Annotated in this window: 18 protein-coding genes; 10 read left to right on the plus strand and 8 right to left on the minus strand. The window is 41.0% G+C overall.

Translation table 11 applies throughout. From position 1 onward, the window contains the following. Positions 1 to 83 precede the first annotated feature (83 nt). Genes NYF15_RS13430 through pspF form a run of 6 tightly spaced genes read right to left on the minus strand, consistent with a single transcriptional unit; the run spans position 84 to position 6,450 of the window. Positions 84 to 845: an ATP-binding cassette domain-containing protein gene (locus NYF15_RS13430; protein ID WP_062569855.1), complete on the minus strand. Its 762-nt coding sequence runs from the start codon at positions 843 to 845 to the stop codon at positions 84 to 86. Beyond that, a complete protein-coding gene (locus tag NYF15_RS13435; RefSeq protein ID WP_237118215.1) occupies positions 845 to 1,837 on the minus strand; it encodes an oligopeptide/dipeptide ABC transporter ATP-binding protein in 993 nt (330 codons plus the stop codon). The genes NYF15_RS13430 and NYF15_RS13435 overlap by 1 nt, the downstream gene beginning before the upstream one ends. A gap of 2 nt (positions 1,838 to 1,839) precedes the next feature. After that, positions 1,840 to 2,733 (minus strand): ABC transporter permease subunit, encoded by an 894-nt coding sequence (locus NYF15_RS13440; protein WP_130150589.1) that lies wholly within the window; start codon positions 2,731 to 2,733, stop codon positions 1,840 to 1,842. Further along, positions 2,720 to 3,754: an ABC transporter permease subunit gene (locus NYF15_RS13445; RefSeq protein WP_130150590.1), complete on the minus strand. Its 1,035-nt coding sequence runs from the start codon at positions 3,752 to 3,754 to the stop codon at positions 2,720 to 2,722. Before NYF15_RS13445 ends, NYF15_RS13440 begins: the two co-directional genes overlap by 14 nt. After that, entirely contained in the window at positions 3,754 to 5,361 is a 1,608-nt protein-coding gene (locus NYF15_RS13450; RefSeq protein WP_130150591.1) for an ABC transporter substrate-binding protein, read from the minus strand. The genes NYF15_RS13445 and NYF15_RS13450 overlap by 1 nt, the downstream gene beginning before the upstream one ends. 15 nt (positions 5,362 to 5,376) lie before the next feature. Then, complete coding sequence (gene pspF / locus NYF15_RS13455) at positions 5,377 to 6,450, minus strand: phage shock protein operon transcriptional activator (RefSeq protein WP_371353822.1); 1,074 nt, start codon at positions 6,448 to 6,450, stop codon at positions 5,377 to 5,379. 188 nt (positions 6,451 to 6,638) lie between these two features. On the opposite strand from pspF, the gene pspA reads away from it, so the two are divergent. The 10 genes from pspA (at position 6,639) to NYF15_RS13505 (ending at position 15,966) form a co-directional block, all read left to right on the plus strand. After that, complete coding sequence (pspA, locus tag NYF15_RS13460) at positions 6,639 to 7,301, plus strand: phage shock protein PspA (RefSeq protein WP_062569861.1); 663 nt, start codon at positions 6,639 to 6,641, stop codon at positions 7,299 to 7,301. A gap of 58 nt (positions 7,302 to 7,359) precedes the next feature. Continuing rightward, entirely contained in the window at positions 7,360 to 7,593 is a 234-nt protein-coding gene (gene pspB / locus NYF15_RS13465; RefSeq protein WP_130150593.1) for an envelope stress response membrane protein PspB, read from the plus strand. Further along, entirely contained in the window at positions 7,590 to 7,991 is a 402-nt protein-coding gene (gene pspC, locus NYF15_RS13470; RefSeq protein ID WP_062569862.1) for an envelope stress response membrane protein PspC, read from the plus strand. Before pspB ends, pspC begins: the two co-directional genes overlap by 4 nt. Before the next feature lie 62 nt (positions 7,992 to 8,053). Continuing rightward, complete coding sequence (locus NYF15_RS13475) at positions 8,054 to 9,466, plus strand: YcjX family protein (protein WP_371353823.1); 1,413 nt, start codon at positions 8,054 to 8,056, stop codon at positions 9,464 to 9,466. Continuing rightward, a complete protein-coding gene (locus NYF15_RS13480; protein WP_371353824.1) occupies positions 9,463 to 10,497 on the plus strand; it encodes a TIGR01620 family protein in 1,035 nt (344 codons plus the stop codon). The genes NYF15_RS13475 and NYF15_RS13480 overlap by 4 nt, the downstream gene beginning before the upstream one ends. Before the next feature lie 134 nt (positions 10,498 to 10,631). Beyond that, positions 10,632 to 11,813: a methionine gamma-lyase gene (gene megL / locus NYF15_RS13485; protein ID WP_237118218.1), complete on the plus strand. Its 1,182-nt coding sequence runs from the start codon at positions 10,632 to 10,634 to the stop codon at positions 11,811 to 11,813. A gap of 189 nt (positions 11,814 to 12,002) precedes the next feature. Continuing rightward, positions 12,003 to 12,836: a phenylalanine 4-monooxygenase gene (gene phhA / locus NYF15_RS13490; protein WP_346729896.1), complete on the plus strand. Its 834-nt coding sequence runs from the start codon at positions 12,003 to 12,005 to the stop codon at positions 12,834 to 12,836. Between the two features lie 9 nt (positions 12,837 to 12,845). After that, on the plus strand, positions 12,846 to 13,190 hold the full coding sequence (locus tag NYF15_RS13495; protein WP_036969771.1) for a 4a-hydroxytetrahydrobiopterin dehydratase: 345 nt from the start codon (positions 12,846 to 12,848) through the stop codon (positions 13,188 to 13,190). A 99-nt stretch (positions 13,191 to 13,289) separates the two neighbouring features. Continuing rightward, on the plus strand, positions 13,290 to 13,856 hold the full coding sequence (locus NYF15_RS13500) for a hypothetical protein (protein WP_371353825.1): 567 nt from the start codon (positions 13,290 to 13,292) through the stop codon (positions 13,854 to 13,856). A gap of 154 nt (positions 13,857 to 14,010) precedes the next feature. After that, positions 14,011 to 15,966: a methyl-accepting chemotaxis protein gene (locus NYF15_RS13505; RefSeq protein WP_371353826.1), complete on the plus strand. Its 1,956-nt coding sequence runs from the start codon at positions 14,011 to 14,013 to the stop codon at positions 15,964 to 15,966. Between the two features lie 82 nt (positions 15,967 to 16,048). Here the strand turns inward: NYF15_RS13505 and NYF15_RS13510 are convergent, their stop codons facing one another. Then, positions 16,049 to 18,079: a BCCT family transporter gene (locus tag NYF15_RS13510; protein WP_371353827.1), complete on the minus strand. Its 2,031-nt coding sequence runs from the start codon at positions 18,077 to 18,079 to the stop codon at positions 16,049 to 16,051. A gap of 541 nt (positions 18,080 to 18,620) precedes the next feature. Next, positions 18,621 to 19,448, minus strand: coding sequence for a 2,3,4,5-tetrahydropyridine-2,6-dicarboxylate N-succinyltransferase (dapD, locus tag NYF15_RS13515; protein WP_130150603.1), 828 nt, complete (start codon positions 19,446 to 19,448; stop codon positions 18,621 to 18,623). Between the last annotated feature and the right edge of the window lie 6 nt (positions 19,449 to 19,454).

Raw genomic sequence — 19,454 nt, forward strand, 5'->3', positions numbered from 1 at the left:
AGAGTAAGGTTAATTGAGTGCTCAAATCACCCGCGTAGGAGGCGTTTTAACGCCGAATTAAACTGATAACTGACAGCTCACTGTCAGCAATTCAACAGCTTCTGTGTTACTTTTGATTGTGGATCTTGGAAGATTGCTTCAGTTTGCCCATACTCAACAATTTCACCATGATCGAGTACCACGAGTTGGTCGCTAATATGGCGGACTAAACTTAAATGATGCGTAATCAGTACATAGCTCAAGCCCGTATCTTTTTGTAAACGTAGTAATAAGTTTACCGTTTGTGCGCGTACAGATGGGTCTAGAGACGATAAAGCTTCATCGAGCACCACAACCTTAGGATCTAGAATTAAAGCGCGTGCAAGCGCTATGCGTTGCAACTGGCCACTACTAAACATGTGTGGGTAATAATGCTGATGATCTAATAGCAAACCCACTTTTGCTAGAGTCTGCTTTATTTTTTCTTCACGTTCATCTTTGTTTAAATCAGTGTTGTACTGTAAGCAGTCATTGAGCATATCGCCAATAGTCAAACCAGGATTGAGTGAAGCTTCAGAGTCTTGGAATATCAATCTTATATGACGACAGTCGTTATCACGTAAGCCATCATTTTCAATAATATTACCATCCAGTAAAATCTGTCCTTTGTCGGCATTATCGGCCCCAGCAAGTAGCTTGGCAAGGGTGCTTTTACCTGAACCGGTTTCACCAATAATCGCAATGGTTTCGCCTTGACTTAAGCAGAACGAAATATTTTTTAACACTGAAAAGCGCTTACGTGAAAATAACCCTGCACGTAAATTAAAACTCTTTGATAACGCTTGAACTTTTAACAGAGGTTGCATTATTTCATCGCCTTAATGAGGGGAAAATGGCAAGCATAACTGTGGCTATGATGTTTAGTCAGCTTAGGTGTTACAACACATGCTTTTTGTGCTTGTGGACAACGTGGCCCCAATCGGCAGCCTATCGGTAAGTGCTGCAAGGTCGGAATAGTTCCTTTTAGCGCATAAAATGGCTCTTTGTGGGCCAGGCCTTGCTCATAATCAGGTAAGCTTTTTAGAAGAGCTTGGGTGTACGGATGGTGAGGCTGCTTAAAAATACGGTTAGTCGGACCTGCTTCGACCATTTGTCCGCAGTATAAAACATGCATACCATGTGACCATTCAATAATCTCTTCTAGTTCATGAGAAATCATTAGTATCGACATGTTTTTTAATTGGTTTAAGCTCTTTAGTAACCGAAATACCTGTGCACGGGTGGTGCTTTCAAGCGCAGTTGTAGGCTCATCAGCAATAAGTAATTTAGGAGTACGGGCAATTGCCATGGCAATCATTACTTTTTGACAGATCCCTTCAGAGAGCTCATGAGGGTAGCTGTCGAGTACCTTTTTATGATCTTTGATACCCACTTTGTGGATTAATGCTTTTACTCTGTCTTTACGTTGTCTATTACGCTTTAAAAAAAAGCCACTCGTCGCTTGCGCGGGCAGGGTTTCAGCTATTTGATCAAAAATTTTGGCTGTAGGGTCAAGGCAGCGGCTTGGATCTTGGTAGATCATTGCAATATCTTGGCCGACTAGTTTTCTGCGTTGTTCTGTCGACAAGCGCATTAAATCAACACCGCGCCAATGCATTCTATCTGCTGTAATGTGCCAACGTTTATTTAAAACACCGACAATTGCTTTTGCTATTAAGCTTTTGCCTGAGCCTGATTCACCGACAAGAGCATGAACCTCACCTTCCTTAAGGGTTAAGCTAACTCTATCAACTGCACGAATTACTGTGTCAGAGGTGCGTAACTCTATCGTGAGATTGCGAATATCGAGTAATTGCATAGTTAATCAGCCTTACGTTCTTTAAGCACTTGTCGCAGTCCATCACCCACTAAATTGGTGGACAGGACTGCTAAAAATAATAATACGCCTGGCAGGCCAACAGTCCAAGGGGCAAGATAAATTAAACCTAGGTTTTCAGCTAATATTGCTCCCCATTCCGTAGTGGGAGGTTGTGCACCTAACTTTAAAAAGCCTAGTGCTGAAATATCGAGTATTGCTGTTGACAGAGCCATGGTAAAAATAACCACGATATGCTCGTAAATATTTGGAAAAATACCACGTGCTAAAATATGCCAATTAGATGCGCCATCGAGTTTAAAAGCAGTAATGTAGTCTTTACTCAGCTCTTCAACAATTAAATTCCTTACTGAGTGAATAAATTGTGGTAATAACGCTAAGATAATAGCCCAAACTGTATTCATTAAACCTGGGCCAAGAATTGCGATGATAATTATCGCCAGTAACAGCGATGGGATAGATAACGTGATATCGAGTAAGTGATTCAAAAAGCTTGAGCGAATACCACGACTAATACCAGCAAAAGTACCAACTAATACACCTATAACAGTGGTAATTAGTGCAGCAACAACAGATAAGCCAAAGGTATAAGTTGCCCCGTTCATTAAACGTGACAATACATCTCGGCCTAAATCGTCAGTACCTAACAAAAACCTAACATCGCCAGCATCATGCCAAGAAGGAGGTAGTAATAAAGCATCGCTATGCTGCTGATTCACGCCGTAAGGCGCAAGTAGTGGAGCGGATGCAGCAAGTAACGCAAGTGCTATAAACAGCCACAAACCAACTAGTGCAGGGTGATTTGTCTTAAACTTTCGCCAAAACCGCGCCAGTGGCGATTTATTCGACTCTTCAGAGAATAAATTAAACTTTGCCATGTGCTTGGTTCCGCGATAATGGATCGAATAACGTATAAGTCAGCTCAGCGACTATGGTAGCCAAAATAACAAACATAGACACAGCAAGTAAGCCACCTTGAATAGCAGGGTAGTCGCGTTGATAAATACTGTCGATAAGCCAACGACCAATCCCCGGCCAAGAGAAAATAACTTCCGTTATCATTGCCAGCGTTATCAAAGTACTAAACTGTAGACCAATTTGCTTGATTACAGGCAGTAATGCATTACGTAGTGCATGGTGGATAATTAATTGCGCACGATTTAATCCTTTTGCACGGGCTGTTTTAATATAGCTTTGCTCGAGCACTTTGAGCATTGAATCACGAGTAAAACGAACCAATACTGTTGTTGGATACATGGCTAACACGATTGTTGGTAAGGTCAAGTGATGCAGCGCATCTAAAAATGCCATGCCATGATAGGGGAAATCATCGGCAATAATATCAATGAGGATAAACCCCGTAACGGGTTCTATTTCGTACAGTAAACCCATCCGGCCTGACATTGGAAACCAGCCTAACTGCAGTGAAAACACCATAATTAGTAATAGGGCTAACCAAAATACGGGCATTGAATAGCCGACTAAGGTTCCTGAGTTAATTAATTTATCGGGCCAACGTTTATAATAAGCCGCTGCTAAAATCCCTCCAGGTACTCCCACAAGTACAGACACAATAAGTGCATATGTGCTTAGTTCAAGAGTCGCAGGAAACAAATCAATAATATGTGCAAAGACACTTTCTCCTGAGGCAAAAGAGATGCCCCAGTCACCCTGTATAATCCGTTCTAAAAATGCAAAATATTGTACTATGTAATTTTCAGTAAAATGAAATTTTGCCTCAAGCGCATTCGTTTGAGCAAATGTGCTATTGGTAACGCCGCTTAAGTTTGTCAGAGCGTCACCTGGGAATAAGAAGCTTAGCGAAAAAGTGAAGACACTTAATGTTAGCATCATAAATAATAATAGGGCTAAGCGGCGAAGAATATAGTCTAGAATCATTACTCCTTCCTCGCGTTAGCCAGTGAAATGCCACCAAATGGACTTAGACTAATACCTTTGACGTCACTACTTGACGCCTGAAAACGCATACCGTGTGCAATCGGTAATATCGGCATTTCTTGAACAATTATTCGTTGTGCTTGGTTATAAAATTGTTTGCGCTTTTCTAAGTCGGTGGTATCTAGAGCTTGAGTAAGCAGTAAATCGAACTCTGGATTACACCAGTTTGCAGGGTTTTTACCACTAAAAGTAGCAGTACAACTTAGTAACGGGCTCATAAAGTTATCAGGGTCAGGCGTATCGGCTGCCCATCCCAGTAGTACACTGTCGTGACGATGCTCACCAATGCGTTGTAAAAAGGTGTTCCACTCGTACTCTACAATACTGACATTAACGCCAATTTTACGTAAATCACTTTGCATCAATTCAGCCATTTTACGTGCATTTGGGTTGTAAATTCGGCTTACTGGCATGGCCCAAATATTCATATCAAAGCCATCTTTATAGCCCGCTTCGGCAAGTAAGGTTTTAGCAAGCTCAGGGTTAAACTCGGGCATCGCTTTTTGTGCTTCAAAAGCCCATGATGCTGGAGGCAATAATGATTGTGCTTTTATGCCATTTCCGTAATAAACAGCCTGCATAATTTTATCTACATCAATAGCGCTGGCGAGGGCTTGTCGAACACGCACATCATCAAACGGTGGGCGTTCCGTATTGAAGGCCCAATAACCAATATTGAGGTTTTGCTCTTTTTGAACTTTGATATCTTCACGTTGTGACAAAATACTGAGCTGTGCGCTACTTGGGTGCGCAGTCACATCGCATTCTTTAGTGAGCATTTTCGCAACCCTCGTTGTCCCATTGGGTGTAATGTCATACACCAATTGCTCAAGCACGACGGGGTGTTTCCAATAATCAGGGTTACGATAGTAACGAATTAAGCGGTCACGACGGTATTCTTTATATACATAGGGACCTGTACCAACAGGGTATTGATCAAACAGGTTCTCTTGTTTACGATCTTTGAGCTGCATAGCATATTCTTTCGATAGCACGACAGCAAAATCCGTGGCCAAATTCGCTAAAAAGCTACTTTCAGCGTTGTATAATTCAAACCGAACTTGGTAATCAGAAACGCGTACAATGCGGCGAATTAATTGATCAATTCCCACACTTTGAAAATATGGGTAGTTAGCATCACCAACAAAATGGTAAGGGTTGTAAACATCAAATAGGCGACTGAAGGTAAAAATAACATCATCAGCATTAAAGTCTCGGGTTGGTGTAAAGTACCGAGTAGTGTGAAATTTTACCCCTTTACGAAGCATAAATGTGATGGCTTTACCATCAGGGCTAATCTTCCAATCAGTGGCAAGCTCTGCCTGAAACTCGGCAGAGACAGGGTCAATACTGAGCAAGCGGTCATATAATTGATTAGCAATAATATCAATAGTTGAACCAGTGGTTGTCACTTGCGGATTAAACGACACGGGATTAGCTTCAGCGCAATACACTAAGCCTTGGTTTTTTTGTTCTGTGGTTTTTTCTTCGCTATCTAGGCAGCCGACTAAGCACACCAAAGACAAAGCAAGTAACGGTTTAAACACCTGATTAGCCTCTAACTATTGCTGCTGATCTAATAAATTGTATTTTTTCAAATAGCCACGTAATTGATGATACGTTAATTCTAAGTGTTCTGCAGTTTTCTTTTGATTAAATTGACTATATTCCAGTGCTTTTTTTATCACATTAATTTCAAAGTCATTTGATAGCTGTTTTAAATTACAAGGAAATTGAATGTCAGGTTTATTGAGAATCACAGGTTCTTGATTTTGTGTTGTTACAATAGGTGCAGCTTCCACATTTGCAACAGGCGTACTGCTCACTGCGGCTTTAACACGTTGTTTAGGTCTAAATTTACTCGCAAATGGGTCTAAAATAATCTGGTGAACGGGAATATGTTCATTGCCATGACGGTATAAGCTACGTTCCACAACATTCTTTAATTCACGAATATTACCTGGCCAATCATAAGATTGCAGTGTTTCGATGGCGCTACGCGTAAAGCCACTGAATAATTCCCATTCGAGGTCGCGGGCCATATTTATCGCAAATTGCTCTGCAAGCAGCATGATATCTTCTTGGCGTTCACGCAGCGGAGGCAGGGTGATAACATCAAAAGCAAGGCGGTCGAGTAAATCGCTTCTGAATTCGCCTTGTTCAGCAAGGGTCGGCAAGTCTTCATTGGTTGCGCAAACTAGGCGGGTATCGACTTTAACAGTTTGCTTACCACCAACGCGTTCAAATTCGCCATATTCAATTACGCGCAGAAGCTTTTCTTGCACCATGGCCGAGGTATTCGCTAATTCATCAAGGAATAATGTGCCGCTATTGGCGCGTTCAAATCGGCCTTCATGACGTTTACTGGCACCGGTGAATGCACCGCTTTCATGACCAAATAGCTCACTTTCAAGCAGGTTTTCATTAAGTGCAGCACAATTTAGCTTTATGTAGTTTTGTTCCCAACGTTTAGATAAGAAATGTAAACGCGCAGCAATCAGTTCTTTACCTGTACCGCGTTCACCAATAATAAGCACAGGCTTATCAAGACTTGCCAGTTGTGAAACTTGGTCAAGTACGCTTAAAAAGCTGTCTGATTGGCCGAGTAAATTATCCTGTTGGCGAAATTGGCTCATATTCCCTAACTCTTAGTCATTTTTACTAAGATCTAGTGTATTTCATTATTTATGAGAACTAAAGAAATTTATAAATTTAGTTTAACTGTTTGAATATATTAAGTTATTCTACATCTATAAAAGTTGGCAAGCATATTGATACTAGATATACCAACTGATTAAGTTAAAACACCAAAGAGGTAAATGTTATGGGAATTTTTTCACGTTTTGCAGACATCGTTAATTCTAATATCAATGCCATCTTAGATAAAGCAGAAGACCCAGAAAAAATGGTTCGTCTGATCATCCAAGAGATGGAAGATACATTAGTAGAAGTTCGCTCTACGTCAGCAAAAACTCTTGCTGAGAAAAAAGAGCTGGTACGTCGCGTTGAAACTTTGAAAGTTCAAGTTGCAGATTGGCAAGAAAAAGCTGAATTAGCGCTCAGTAAAGACCGTGATGATTTAGCACGAGCAGCACTGATTGAAAAGCAAAAATCAGCAGATGCAGTGGCAGCAGTTGAAACTGAGCTTGAGCATGTAGAGTCTCACATTGAAAAACTACAGCAAGAAGTAAGTACGTTACAAGAGAAGCTAGCTGATGCAAAAGCGCGTCAAAAAGCAATCATCTTACGTCAACGCTCTGCTGAGTCACGTCTTGAGGTGAAAAAAGCGCTCGACAGCTCAAAAGTTGAAGATGCTTTAAACCGCTTCGAACGTTACGAAAACAAGATCGATGGTCTAGAATCACAAATAGAGTCTTATGATCTTGGTAAAAAATCATTATCAGACGAGATTGCAGGTCTTCAGCAAGACGAAAAGATTGATGATGAGTTAGCTGAGCTTAAGAAAAAGTTAGCAGATAAAAAATAATAAAATGGGGGCGTGTCCCCCAATGCTTAAACACATAACGGATTGACAGGAGAGTATCATGTTCAACGCAGAAGTTTTGATGGCACCCATCATTGTATTTATGGTGGTGGTTGCCCCACTTTGGCTTATTCTACACTACCGTAGTAAAAAGCAAGTGAGCCAAGGTTTAAGTGAACACGAGCATCGCCAGCTACTAGAGCTTGCACAAAAAGCAGATAAAATGGCAGAGCGTGTTGAAACATTAGAAGCCTTACTTGACCAAGAGGCTCCGCAGTGGAGACGTAAAGTATGAGTACCAAACGCGAATTATTCAGAGACGCGGAGCGTGGTAAAATAGCCGGCGTGTGCGCGGGGATCAGCGACTACTTCAATATGGAGCTTTGGCTGGTACGTATTTTAGTTGTGACAGCAGTGTTATTATCAGGTGGTCCATTTATTGTTGTTGCTTACATTGCTGCGTGGTTTATTTTAGATAAAAAACCGGCTGAAAAAACAGTTAAAAACGCAGACAGCATTCACCAAGACCCGCTTGAAGTAAAATTTAAAGTATGGCAAAAAGGGGAGCCACCTCGCCGTGCATTGCAAGACTTAAAAGATCGTCTTGCTCGAGTTGATGGTCGTTTACAAGAGATGGAACGCTATGTCACATCAACAGAATTTACGGTTAGCCGTGAAATCAACAAACTTTAAAGGATATAAACGCACCTTGTTTGCATCGTGATACCAAGCGCAAATAAGGTGCCAGACACTTTATGAGCCAATCATTCGCAAAGAACACCTTTAATTCGTTAAAAAATAAAGCAGAAAAAGCACTTCACCGTAGTTTAGATCAACACGTGAAATTAGCTGTTACAGGGTTAAGTGGCAGCGGCAAAACTGCGTTTATTACCGCCTTGGTTAAACATTTAACCAGCCAAGCTGACGATAAAAACTTACCTTTTTTCGATGTGATGCGTGAAAAGCGTCATATCGCTACAAAAATAGTGCCGCAGCAAGCACTGACAATTCCGACATTTGACTACACGAATGCATTATCGGCGTTGTTACCTGTTGAAGGTGAACCCGCATGGCCTGCATCCACTGAGCGTATAAACACCTTACGTTTGGCAATTAAATACCAAAGTAACTCAGGGCTTCGTGGTCATTTTGCACCGCAATCAACGCTCTATTTAGACATTATTGATTACCCTGGTGAATGGTTACTCGATTTGCCAATGCTGGAGCAATCATTTGCTGATTGGTGTGAATTACAATACTCACTCTTGCAGCAAACAGCCCGTAACGAGAAGGCTAAGCCATTTTTAACCGCCCTTGCTGAGCTTGATTTATCAGCCAGTGTTGATGAAAGCAAACTGGCTGATGTCGCAGCGCTTTATCAACAGTTATTGGTCGGCCTTAAAAAAGACACCAAACTTGCTATGCTGCAACCTGGTCGTATGCTGATGCCCGGTGAGCTAAAAGGAGCACCATTACTGCAGTTTTTCCCAGTTGCGCATGTGCCTGACGACATAATCGAAGGGTCAAATTTAGCGCATCTTAAAAAGCGCTATAAAGCCTATGTAAAAGAGGTTGTAAAACCTTTTTACGAGCAGCATTTTCGTCATTTTGACCGACAAATTGTGCTGGTGGATGTGCTCAGTGCATTGAATGAAGGCAGCGAAACGCTGCATGAGCAAAGCCGTGTTATCAACCAATTGTTGGCGCATTTTAATTATGGTGAGGCGAGCTTCTTTAAACGTTTGTTTAAACCAAACATCGACAAGTTATTGTTTGCGGCCAATAAGTCAGACCATATTAGTGCCCAGTATCACAAAGATTTAGCATTATTGCTCGATTCAATCGTGCATGACCAAACGAATCATTTAAAGTTCGAAGGCGTGCAAATTGAGACCATGGCAATGTCATCTATCTGCGCTACAGAGCCGCGCCAAGTAGCTGAAAAAGGCCAACAGTTAGCCTGTATTTATGGCAAGCCTTTAGGCGAGCAAGAATGGCTGACGTATTTACCGCCGCAGCCACCGTCACGCCTTCTCAATAAACAAGAGTGGCCAAAACAAAGCTTTGAGTTTTTATCGTTTTCGCCACTTCCATGCCCTGATAAACGGTTAAAGCATATTCGTTTAGATCATGTCATGCAGTACCTGATAGGAGATAAACTAACATGAGTGAGCAACCGAAGGAGATGAACTTTCAGGCTGGTCGACGTATTTCAAGTTCTGCAAGCAATGAAGCTCCTGCAAAGGAGTTAACTGTTGCTAAAGTAATAGAGAACGCCGAATTTATTGATGCAGAAGAGGAACTGCAAGATAGCATTGAACTGGAGCCTGTGTATAAAAAGTCGAAATGGCAAACCCTAAAAGGGGTGTTTGTTGTGAGCTTTTTAGTTTTAGTGTTACTTGAGTTTGCTATGTCGCTGTTTGTGACGTTTCAGCAATCGATTATTTTAGGCTCGGTGTATCTAACGGCTGTTCTCAGTGGTGTGCTATTGATTGCCCGTGTTATTTGGCGCGAGTACCGTATGCTGAGAAGTTTAAAGCGTAATCAATTGCATCGTACTGAGGCCGACCGCTTACTCAATAGCGAGCAAGTAGGTGAAGCACTGCCGTGGCTTGAAAAGCTTAATAAACATCAGGAACTTACAGGGTTTGAAGAGTTTAAGCAGCAAATAGCGAGTCACCATACCGATAAAGAAATCATGACCTTATACGCCGATAGCTTATTGGTAAGCCAAGATCAACAAGCGAAAAAACTGATTAACCGTTTTGCGACTGAGTCAGCTTTGTTAGTTGCGCTAAGTCCACTGGCTTTAGTCGATATGATGGCGGTGTTATGGCGTGGCACTAAGCTCATTGAGCAAATTGGCCGTATTTACGGTATTGGTTTTGGTTATGCAAGCCGTATTAAATTGTATCGCTTATTGGTTAAGCAAGTGTTGTTTGTTGGCAGTGCAGAGTTGGTATCAGATCTAGCTGCCACGGCACTAAGTGCTGAATTGCTGGGGAAATTGTCGGGCCGTGCAGCACAAGGTCTAAGTGCAGGTATTTTTACTGCGCGCATAGGCTATAAAGCGATGGAGCTTAGCCGTCCGTTACCTCGCTTGGAACATAAACGCAGCTTGCTAAAAGAAACCGCTAATAGTATTGCCCGTAAAATTGCTTCACGTACCAGTGATAAAGAGACCGAAAACACAAAATGACAACTTTTGTGTACAGTTAATAAAAATGGCTGAGTGATATTTAGCCATCTGAGCATCCGGCATGCTTGTGCATTGTGGGTATCTACGTTTTATTTATGAGTATGAAGTACTGATAATAAAAACGAGAACACACAATGACTAAGCATCACTTACATACACAATGTATTCATGGTCCAGAAAAACCAAATGACCCACATGGCGCACTGAGTGCGCCACTTTACCAAACCTCTACCTTCGCATTTGCTAATGCAGCCCAAGGTGCAGCCCGATTTGCCGGTGAAGAGCAGGGCTTTATTTATACCCGTTTAGGTAACCCGACAACGCAAGAGCTTGAGCAAAAAGTAGCCCAGTTAGAAAACTGTGAAGCAGCGGCTGCCACAGCGACCGGTATGGGAGCGGTGTCCGCATCTGTACTTAGCTTTTTACAACAAGGTGACCACCTAGTGGCATCAAGTGCGTTATACGGTTGTACCTTTGCATTTTTTGCTCACATGTTGCCGCGCTTTGGGATCGAGGTCACTTTTGTTGATATGACTAACGAAGCTGAACTACGTGGCGCGGTTAAAGCAAATTCAAAAATGATTTTTGCAGAAACACCAATCAATCCGACCATGGCGGTGCTTGATTTAAATTTAATTGCCGACGTTGCCAAGCAGCATCAACTGATAAGCGTTATCGACAATACCTTCTTAACACCTTTGCTACAGCAACCTACTTCGTTTGGTATTGATATTGTGGTGCACAGTGCAACTAAATACCTAAATGGCCATGGTGATGTGGTGGCAGGGCTTGTGTGTGGCACAGAGGAACATATCAACCTGATAAAAATGACCGTGTTAAAAGATATTGGTGCAACGATTAGCCCTCATGATGCATGGTTAATTAATCGCGGTTTAAAAACTCTCGCTGTACGAATGGAGCGTCACTGCACCAGTGCGCAAGTCGTCGCTGAATATTTAGAGCAACACCCGTTAGTGAGCCAAGTATATTACCCTGGGCTTAAATCACACCCAGGTCATAAATTTATTGGCTCACAGATGAAAGCGGCCGGTGGTGTAATTGCCTTTGAAATAAAGGGCAACCTAGAAGATGGTGAAACATTTATAAATAACACCCAGCTTTGCACCCTTGCGGTCAGTTTAGGGGATGCTGAAACGCTCATTCAACACCCTGCATCAATGACCCATTCGCCTTATACACCCGAAGAAAGAGCAGCCGCAGGTATTAGTGACGGTTTAATTCGCTTATCAGTTGGTTTAGAAGATGTTAACGATATAATTAACGATCTCAAAACTGCATTTACATTTATTGGTTAGTGTGTAATTTAAAGTTTACAGTAACTTGGTCTTTAACCTCTTTATTTTTGGTTTGTGTAAACTTCCTAAACTTTTTGTGTAATTTTAAGTTTACAGTTAGGTTGTTTTTGAAAGTCTCGGAAACAACCCTAGCTATTAAACTTTTGCTTACTTTTAAATAGTATCAACCAACAAGTTAATGAAACTCTGATCGATGCTGATCACGATTTAACGAAGAAGGTTATTATGGCTAAAGCAAGTAATTACACCTCCAAGCAACCTGATGAAAATGGGGTTATCCATTGGAGCGAAGAAGAAAATAAAATATGGTCTGAGCTCGTTGCTCGCCAGCTCGCTTGCATCGAAGGTAAAGCCTGTGATGAATATTTAGCAGGTCTTAAGAAAATCAATTTACCAACAGATCGTATTCCACAACTCAGTGAGCTTAATGATGTGCTGCTTGAGGCTACGGGGTGGCAAGTTGCCCCTGTACCAGCTCTGATCGATTTTGATGAGTTTTTCCGTTTATTAGCAAACAAGCAGTTCCCAGTTGCGACGTTTATTCGCAGCCGTGAAGAGTTTGACTACTTACAAGAGCCAGATATCTTCCATGAGATTTTTGGTCACTGCGCCATGCTAACTAACCCTGCATTTGCTGAGTTTACTCACAAATACGGCCAATTAGGCTATGCCGCTGAAAAGAAAGATCGTGTTTATTTAGCGCGCCTTTACTGGTTTACTGTTGAGTTTGGTTTGATGCAAACTGAGCAAGGCCTGCGTATTTATGGTGGTGGTATTTTATCGAGTCCTGGCGAAACACAATATGTATATTCAGATAAGCCAGAAATCAATGCAATGGATGTATTAGATGTGCTACGTACACCTTATCGTATTGATATAATGCAACCAGTGTACTACACCATAAGCTCAATCAATGACTTATTCGATATTTCACAAATGGATATCATGTCTTTGGTGAGTAAAGCAAAAGAATTAGGGCTACATGAGCCAAAGTTTCCACCTAAAGAAAAATTAGCAAGTTAAGGATTTATAATGTCTTCATTAAGCACACAAAAGTGTGAAGCGTGTCGTGCGGATGCGCCTAAAGTATCTGATGCTGAATTAGCAGAATTGATCAAAATGATCCCAGATTGGGTTCCTGAAGTGCGCGACGGCATTATGCAATTAGAGCGTGTTTACAAGTTTAAAAACTTCAAGCAAGCACTTGAGTTCACGAATAAAGTGGGCGATATGGCCGAAGAAGAGGGCCACCACCCAGGCCTTTTAACTGAGTGGGGTAAAGTAACTGTTACTTGGTGGAGTCATTCAATCAAAGGCTTACACAAAAACGATTTTATTTGTGCTGCTAAAACAGATGACGTATTCGCTGCATTATAAAAAGCATCTCTAAAACTTTTAAAGGCGTAATCGCAAGATTACGCCTTTTTGCTTTTGCAAAGGGGAAAAAGTAACATGATGAGAGTTTTAAGGAATACTATGAAAAATAAAAGTTTATTAATTTCTACTCTGCTTATTTTTTTACCGCTTGTCGATAGTTTGTTTGTTCCTCAAGTGTTTGGTATTCAATGGCATAGCCCCAAAATGATGTATCAGATAGGGGTTTATCTGATGTTTATAAAATTACTGATGGTGATAGCGGGTATTTTTATCCTTCTTAAACATGAAAGATTACTCCATCAAGATACAAAGCCAACTCGTTTGATGCGTCTGTTATCTTTTATCTTCGCAGGGTTGCAAGTGGTGATAATGGCATCTGTTTGTTTTTGGTATTTAGTGGCAGGCACTCAGGCAAAGCATTTTAAGCAGCAACAACATATTAATGTTTTTACTGCAGATTATGGTGTTTTTGCTGATGTTTACCATCACTTTACTTATCTTTGTTATGACAAACAGGGTTTTTATCATCAAGAACCAATAGCTTCATTACAATGGCTAGGGGAATTTAGTTTTACTGTGAATCAAGATGAATTAATTATTCATCATGAAGATAGCTTGGGTGAGCACAGCAAACATATCTCACTGCAAGGTTTTAATTGTTCTTAATGCAATTAATACCTTTGCTCTTATCAGACATTTCGTAAATTAATCTTTTTTCTTAATAAACATTTTATTTACATACATTGTTTCTACACTTTGTTTAAGCACCTTATCAAGGACTCTTAATGCAGTGGACGCAACGTTAAACAGAGAGAACGTTATGTTTACTAAGTTAAAGTTAAATACCCAGCTGTACCTAGCCTTTGGTGCAATGGTCCTTCTTCTCGGTGTTGTTAGTGTTGTTGCACTTATAGCACTTAATTCTGGATACGAAAATTTTGTAGATTATCGTGCAAATGCGCGTGATAGTAATATTTCAGGTCGAATCCAATCAAATGTTTTAAGTCTTCGCTTAAGTGCTCTTAAGTATTTAAAGGATCAGAACCAAGCAAGTATTAATGAATTTACTAATCGCTATCAATTACTAAATGATCTCATTCAATCTGGAAAGCGGCAGTTTAATGATGCAAACAAGGTTAAAGCGATCACAACCATAGAGCAAGAGGGGTTAACTTATAAATCAGCCTTTGAAAAAATTGTTAACCTCGTTAATAAGCGAAATGAAGTCGTATCCAACATGCTTGATGCTAATGGTAAATATATGCGAGAGGGGATCAGTGAAATAATCCAATTAAGTATGCAAAAAAATGATGTTCCAGCTTTGTTTTACAGCTCACAATTACAAGAGTCACTCCTGTTAGGTCGTTTGTATGCCGCTAAGTTTCTTGTCAATAACACGCAAGAAGAACTTAATAGGGCGAAGCAAGAGTTTACAGTTTTATTGGATAAGCTAGAGAATTTGACAAAAACAGTGAGTGGCAATAAAGAGCAAACGTTACTCGCAGATGTAAAACTCAGAACCAATGAATACATTGAAGGCTTAGTGCTTGTTAACGAAGCAATTAGCGAACGTAACACGGTGATATCAGGTACCTTAGATAACATAGGCCCCGCAATTGCCGAGCAAATAGAGCAAATAAAGTTAGCCAGTCAAAATCGTCAAGATGAAATAGGTCCGATGCTACAAGCTAGCAGCAAAAATGCAATTAATACGATTTTAGTATTTTCGCTAATTATTATTGCTGTAGGTATTTTCTTAAGTATCTTTATATCTCGGCTCATAAAAGCGCCTATTGGTGGCGAGCCAAGCGAGATAGCTCGTATTGTTCAATCAATAGCACAAGGAGATTTAACCTATCGTTTCAGTCAGCAGGGTAATGAAACGGGTATTTATTTAGCGATGCGGGACATGGTGTCTAAACTTAATGAAATGCTCACCCAAATCAGTGACTCAACGACTCAAGTTTCGCAAACTTCGCAAGAGTTAACTACCATCACAACAAATTCTAAGACAGGTGCTGAACATCAATCAGACCAACTGACGCAAACAGCCACAGCAATGCATGAAATGTCTGCAACAATCAATGAAATAACCCAAAGTGCGCAATTAGCAGCAGAGGCAGCTACAAAAGCAGATAACGAGGTTTTAACAGGAACACAAGTGGTCTCGCAAACGCATGCTGCGATGGGAGAGCTTGTAGAAACCATGCTTCATGTTAGTAAAACCATTGCTAATTTAGAGGCTGAAACAGAATCTGTTGGCTCAATACTGGATGTGATCAGAGGGATAGCGGATCAAACTAATCTACTTGCTTTGAATGCAGCAATTGAAGCTGCTAGAGCAGGAGAGCAAGGGCGCGGGTTCGCAGTTGTTGCTGATGAGGTTCGCTCATTAGCTAGTCGTACTCAACAGAGCACCGAAGAAATACAAGTGATGATTTCAAACTTACAAAATGAAGCGAAGAAATCAGTAGACTCAATGAAAGAAAATATGGTCAGTGTTGAGCAAACGGCAGAAAAAACAGAGCAAACAGGCAGCGTGCTTGAACAAATATCGCAATCAGTAGGGACCATTAAAGATATGAATGTACAAATAGCGAGTGCGTCTGAAGAGCAAAATGTTGTCAGTCAGCAAATTAGTGAAAGTGTGCAGCATGTGAATGAGAAAGCTCATGAAACAATGGATGGAGCAGAGCAAGCAGCTGCTATTGCTGATGGACTGGCGCAAACAGCGCTGGAACTTGATCAGATTGTGAAGCAATTTAAAGTTGCTTAAAAGCGCTTATTCAAGCCAGCTTTTGCTGGCTTGAATAATGCTACACCGGTTAAATCAAAGAGATACAAGCTAGCTTGGCTTGTTAATCTTTGCGTGTGTCTAACATATCATCATGTTTTTCTAGATCCCAAGGAAGATCGCCTGGACTGTTATCTAAAAAGTGTAAATAGTTTTCAAATTGGTCGAGAATATCTTTTACAACATCATTTTCTTCAAAGCCATAAATATCGTATGACAACCCACCGCGACGTAAAAACACTTCTGCACGATAATACAGTTGCGATTCACTATCTGCAGCAGCGGGCTCGGCATATGCGAAGCTCGGTTTAGCATGCTCGGTAAGCCTAATGTCGTATACAAAGTCGACATGATGATGACGTGTTACTGTTAGATATGCTCGGCCAATATCAGTGTCAACATCAACAGAGGCTTGCCAATTACGGTTAATTAGCTCGCTTTGCACTTCTTTCATTGCAGTTACAACAATCTTATTTATAAATGCATGCACCTCTTGCTGATTAGGGTAATCAATCATTGCTTTTAAGCGATGTTTCCACAGAGAGAGGTCTAAATTTTTATTAATGAGCGTATGAGCTTGTAAACTCACATCTCGGTGGCCCTCAATGCGAAGAGCACGCCATAGTCCCGCACAGGCAAGAAGCATAATAATAGCAAAGGGCAGGGCACTGGCTATGGTCATCGTTTGAAGTGCTTTAAGGCCACCTGCTAAAAGTAATACCGCAGCAACAGCACCTTCGAGTACAGCCCAAAAAACTCGCTGCCAAGCAGGGGTATGAATACTGCCGCCTGATGCTAATGAATCAATAACTAATGAACCTGAATCAGATGACGTCACGAAGAACGTGATAATCAAAATAACAGTTAAGAAAGAGGCAAATGATGAAAGCGGTAACGCATTGAATAATTGAAATAAAGCAACAGCGTGATTTGCTTCAACATCAGTAATAAGTGAATTAAACCCTTCGTTCATTATCAAGTTTAATGCTGTGTCACCAAAGATGGAAAACCATAAAAAAGTAAATAAACTTGGCACTAACATGACACCCACAACAAATTGCCTGATTGTTCTACCACGACTGATTTTTGCTATAAACATGCCAACAAAAGGGGCCCAAGCGATAGTCCAGCCAAAGATAAATAGTGTCCAATTTCCTATCCAGTCACTGCGGCTATATGCTTGCAAGTTAAAGGTTCTTTCTACAATTCCACTTAAGTAGCTACCTGTATTTTGTAAAAATGATTCTAAGATATGGATACTTGAACCAACAAAAAACACAAACAACATTAACGTTACTGCGATAGCCATATTGAGTATAGATAAGCGTTTTACTCCCTTATCTAACCCCGCAACTACCGATATAGTTGCAGCACCGGTTATGACGGCAATTGTGACAATTTGCACTGTTGTATTAATGGGAATACCTTCCCACAAATAATGTAAGCCTGCATTGATTTGAGTTACAGATAGCCCCAATGTGGTTGCAATCCCGAACAGGGTTCCCAAAATTGCAAATATATCGACGCAATGACCAATAGGGCCATGGATCTTATCACCAATTAGCGGGTATAAGGCTGAGCGAATGGATAACGGAAGGCCATGGCGAAATGCAAAGTAGGCAAGAACAAGACCGACGACGCCATAAATTGCCCAAATGTGGAAGCCCCAGTGAAAAAATGCGATTTGCATCGCTTGCTTTGCTGCATCAATAGTTTCTGCTGCGCCACTAGGCGGTGAGGAATAGTGAAGAACAGGCTCTGCAACACCGAAGTAAAGAAGTGCTACACCATAGCCTGCTGAGAAGAGCATAGCAAACCATTCTAAAGAGCTATATTCCGGCTCTGCGTGAGCGGGGCCTAACTTTATATTACCCCAGCTAGAGGCTGCTATGGATACTATAAATACTAGGAATACCGCAACAGATAACATATAAAACCAGCCGAAGGTTTCTGTTATCCAAGATAGCGTTACTGAAAATGCTTTACCTGCTTGTTCAGGGTCACTGATTGTACCAAGCACAAGTAAAAAGATAATAGAGACTGCCGGTAAAAATACGGGTAGTAAAATAGTTGAGCGTAAGGTTTTTCTTGCCATAAATAAATCCTTTATTTTAAAGCTAACTTTAAGCGTACTTATCAACTACCTTATTGGATCAAATAATGAATAGCTAGTTATAAAGGATTGTTTTTGAATATATTGATTGCTTTTCCAGTATTAAGGGGGAGTTAATAAAGATGTACCACGCGAATCAAAAATAAGTGTATTCACCTAAACGGGTAGACTTTAGTTTAGGAGTACACAACTCGTACTAGATAGTATGAATACAGTAGCTCCTAATTCACTATTTTAAGCCTTCGTTTAAGAGATTAATTTAAAGCTCACCTTGCACCTCAACTTCTTGACCTGTTTGTAATTGTTCAGCACCTCGAATAATAACCATATCGCCGGCACTAAAAATCACTTCAGTGAGATAAACAGTGGGTCAGAAGTAACGCTGAATAGCAGTAAATACGCGATGAAGTGTGTATTTGAAATAAGATGTAACAATTTAAGAAATAAAACTTAAAGCGACGAGTATAAAAAAGCGCCAACCATTATGGCTAGCGCTGTAATGAAAATCGGTTATTGCAAGCAGTTACTCGTCAATTGAACGAAGGAGGGCATTAATACCCACTTTTTCGCGAGTTTGTTGATCAACTTTTTTCACTATGATGGCAGCGTAAAGGCTGTGTGAACCATCTTTTGAAGGCAATGAGCCTGGTACAACAACTGCACCGGCAGGTACGCGACCGTAATGGATTTCACCTGTTTCACGGTCATAAATGCGCGTACTTTGGCTGATATAAACACCCATTGAAATAACTGCACCTTCTTCAACGACAACACCTTCAACAATCTCAGAGCGTGCGCCAATAAAGCAGTTGTCTTCGATAATCGTAGGGTTTGCTTGTAGTGGTTCAAGTACGCCACCTATGCCTACACCACCAGATAAGTGTACGTTTTTACCAATTTGAGCACACGAGCCAACGGTTGCCCATGTATCAACCATCGTCCCTTCATCAACGTAAGCGCCAATGTTGACATAAGATGGCATGAGTACCACGTTTTTGCCTACGAAACTCCCTTTACGAGCAACTGCATTTGGCACAACACGCATGCCACCTTGTTGGAATTGCTCTGGTGTATAGTCGCTAAATTTAAGTGGTACTTTATCGTAAAACTGATTAACACCATCGTTCATTGGCTGGTTATCACGAATACGAAAAGATAATAGCACTGCTTTTTTCAACCACTGATGTACAACCCACTCACCACTGATTTTTTCAGCAACACGTGCAGCGCCGCTATCAAGTAGTTCAAGTGCGTCGATAATAGCTTGTTTTACGTCGCTTGATACCGTGCTTGGGCTGATGCTATCGCGGTTGTCCCAAGCGTTTTCGATCATGGTTTTTAAATCTGACATAAGGTC

Source organism: Pseudoalteromonas sp. 68 DY56-GL68, from assembly GCF_041414825.1.
Taxonomy (GTDB): Bacteria; Pseudomonadota; Gammaproteobacteria; order Enterobacterales; family Alteromonadaceae; genus Pseudoalteromonas.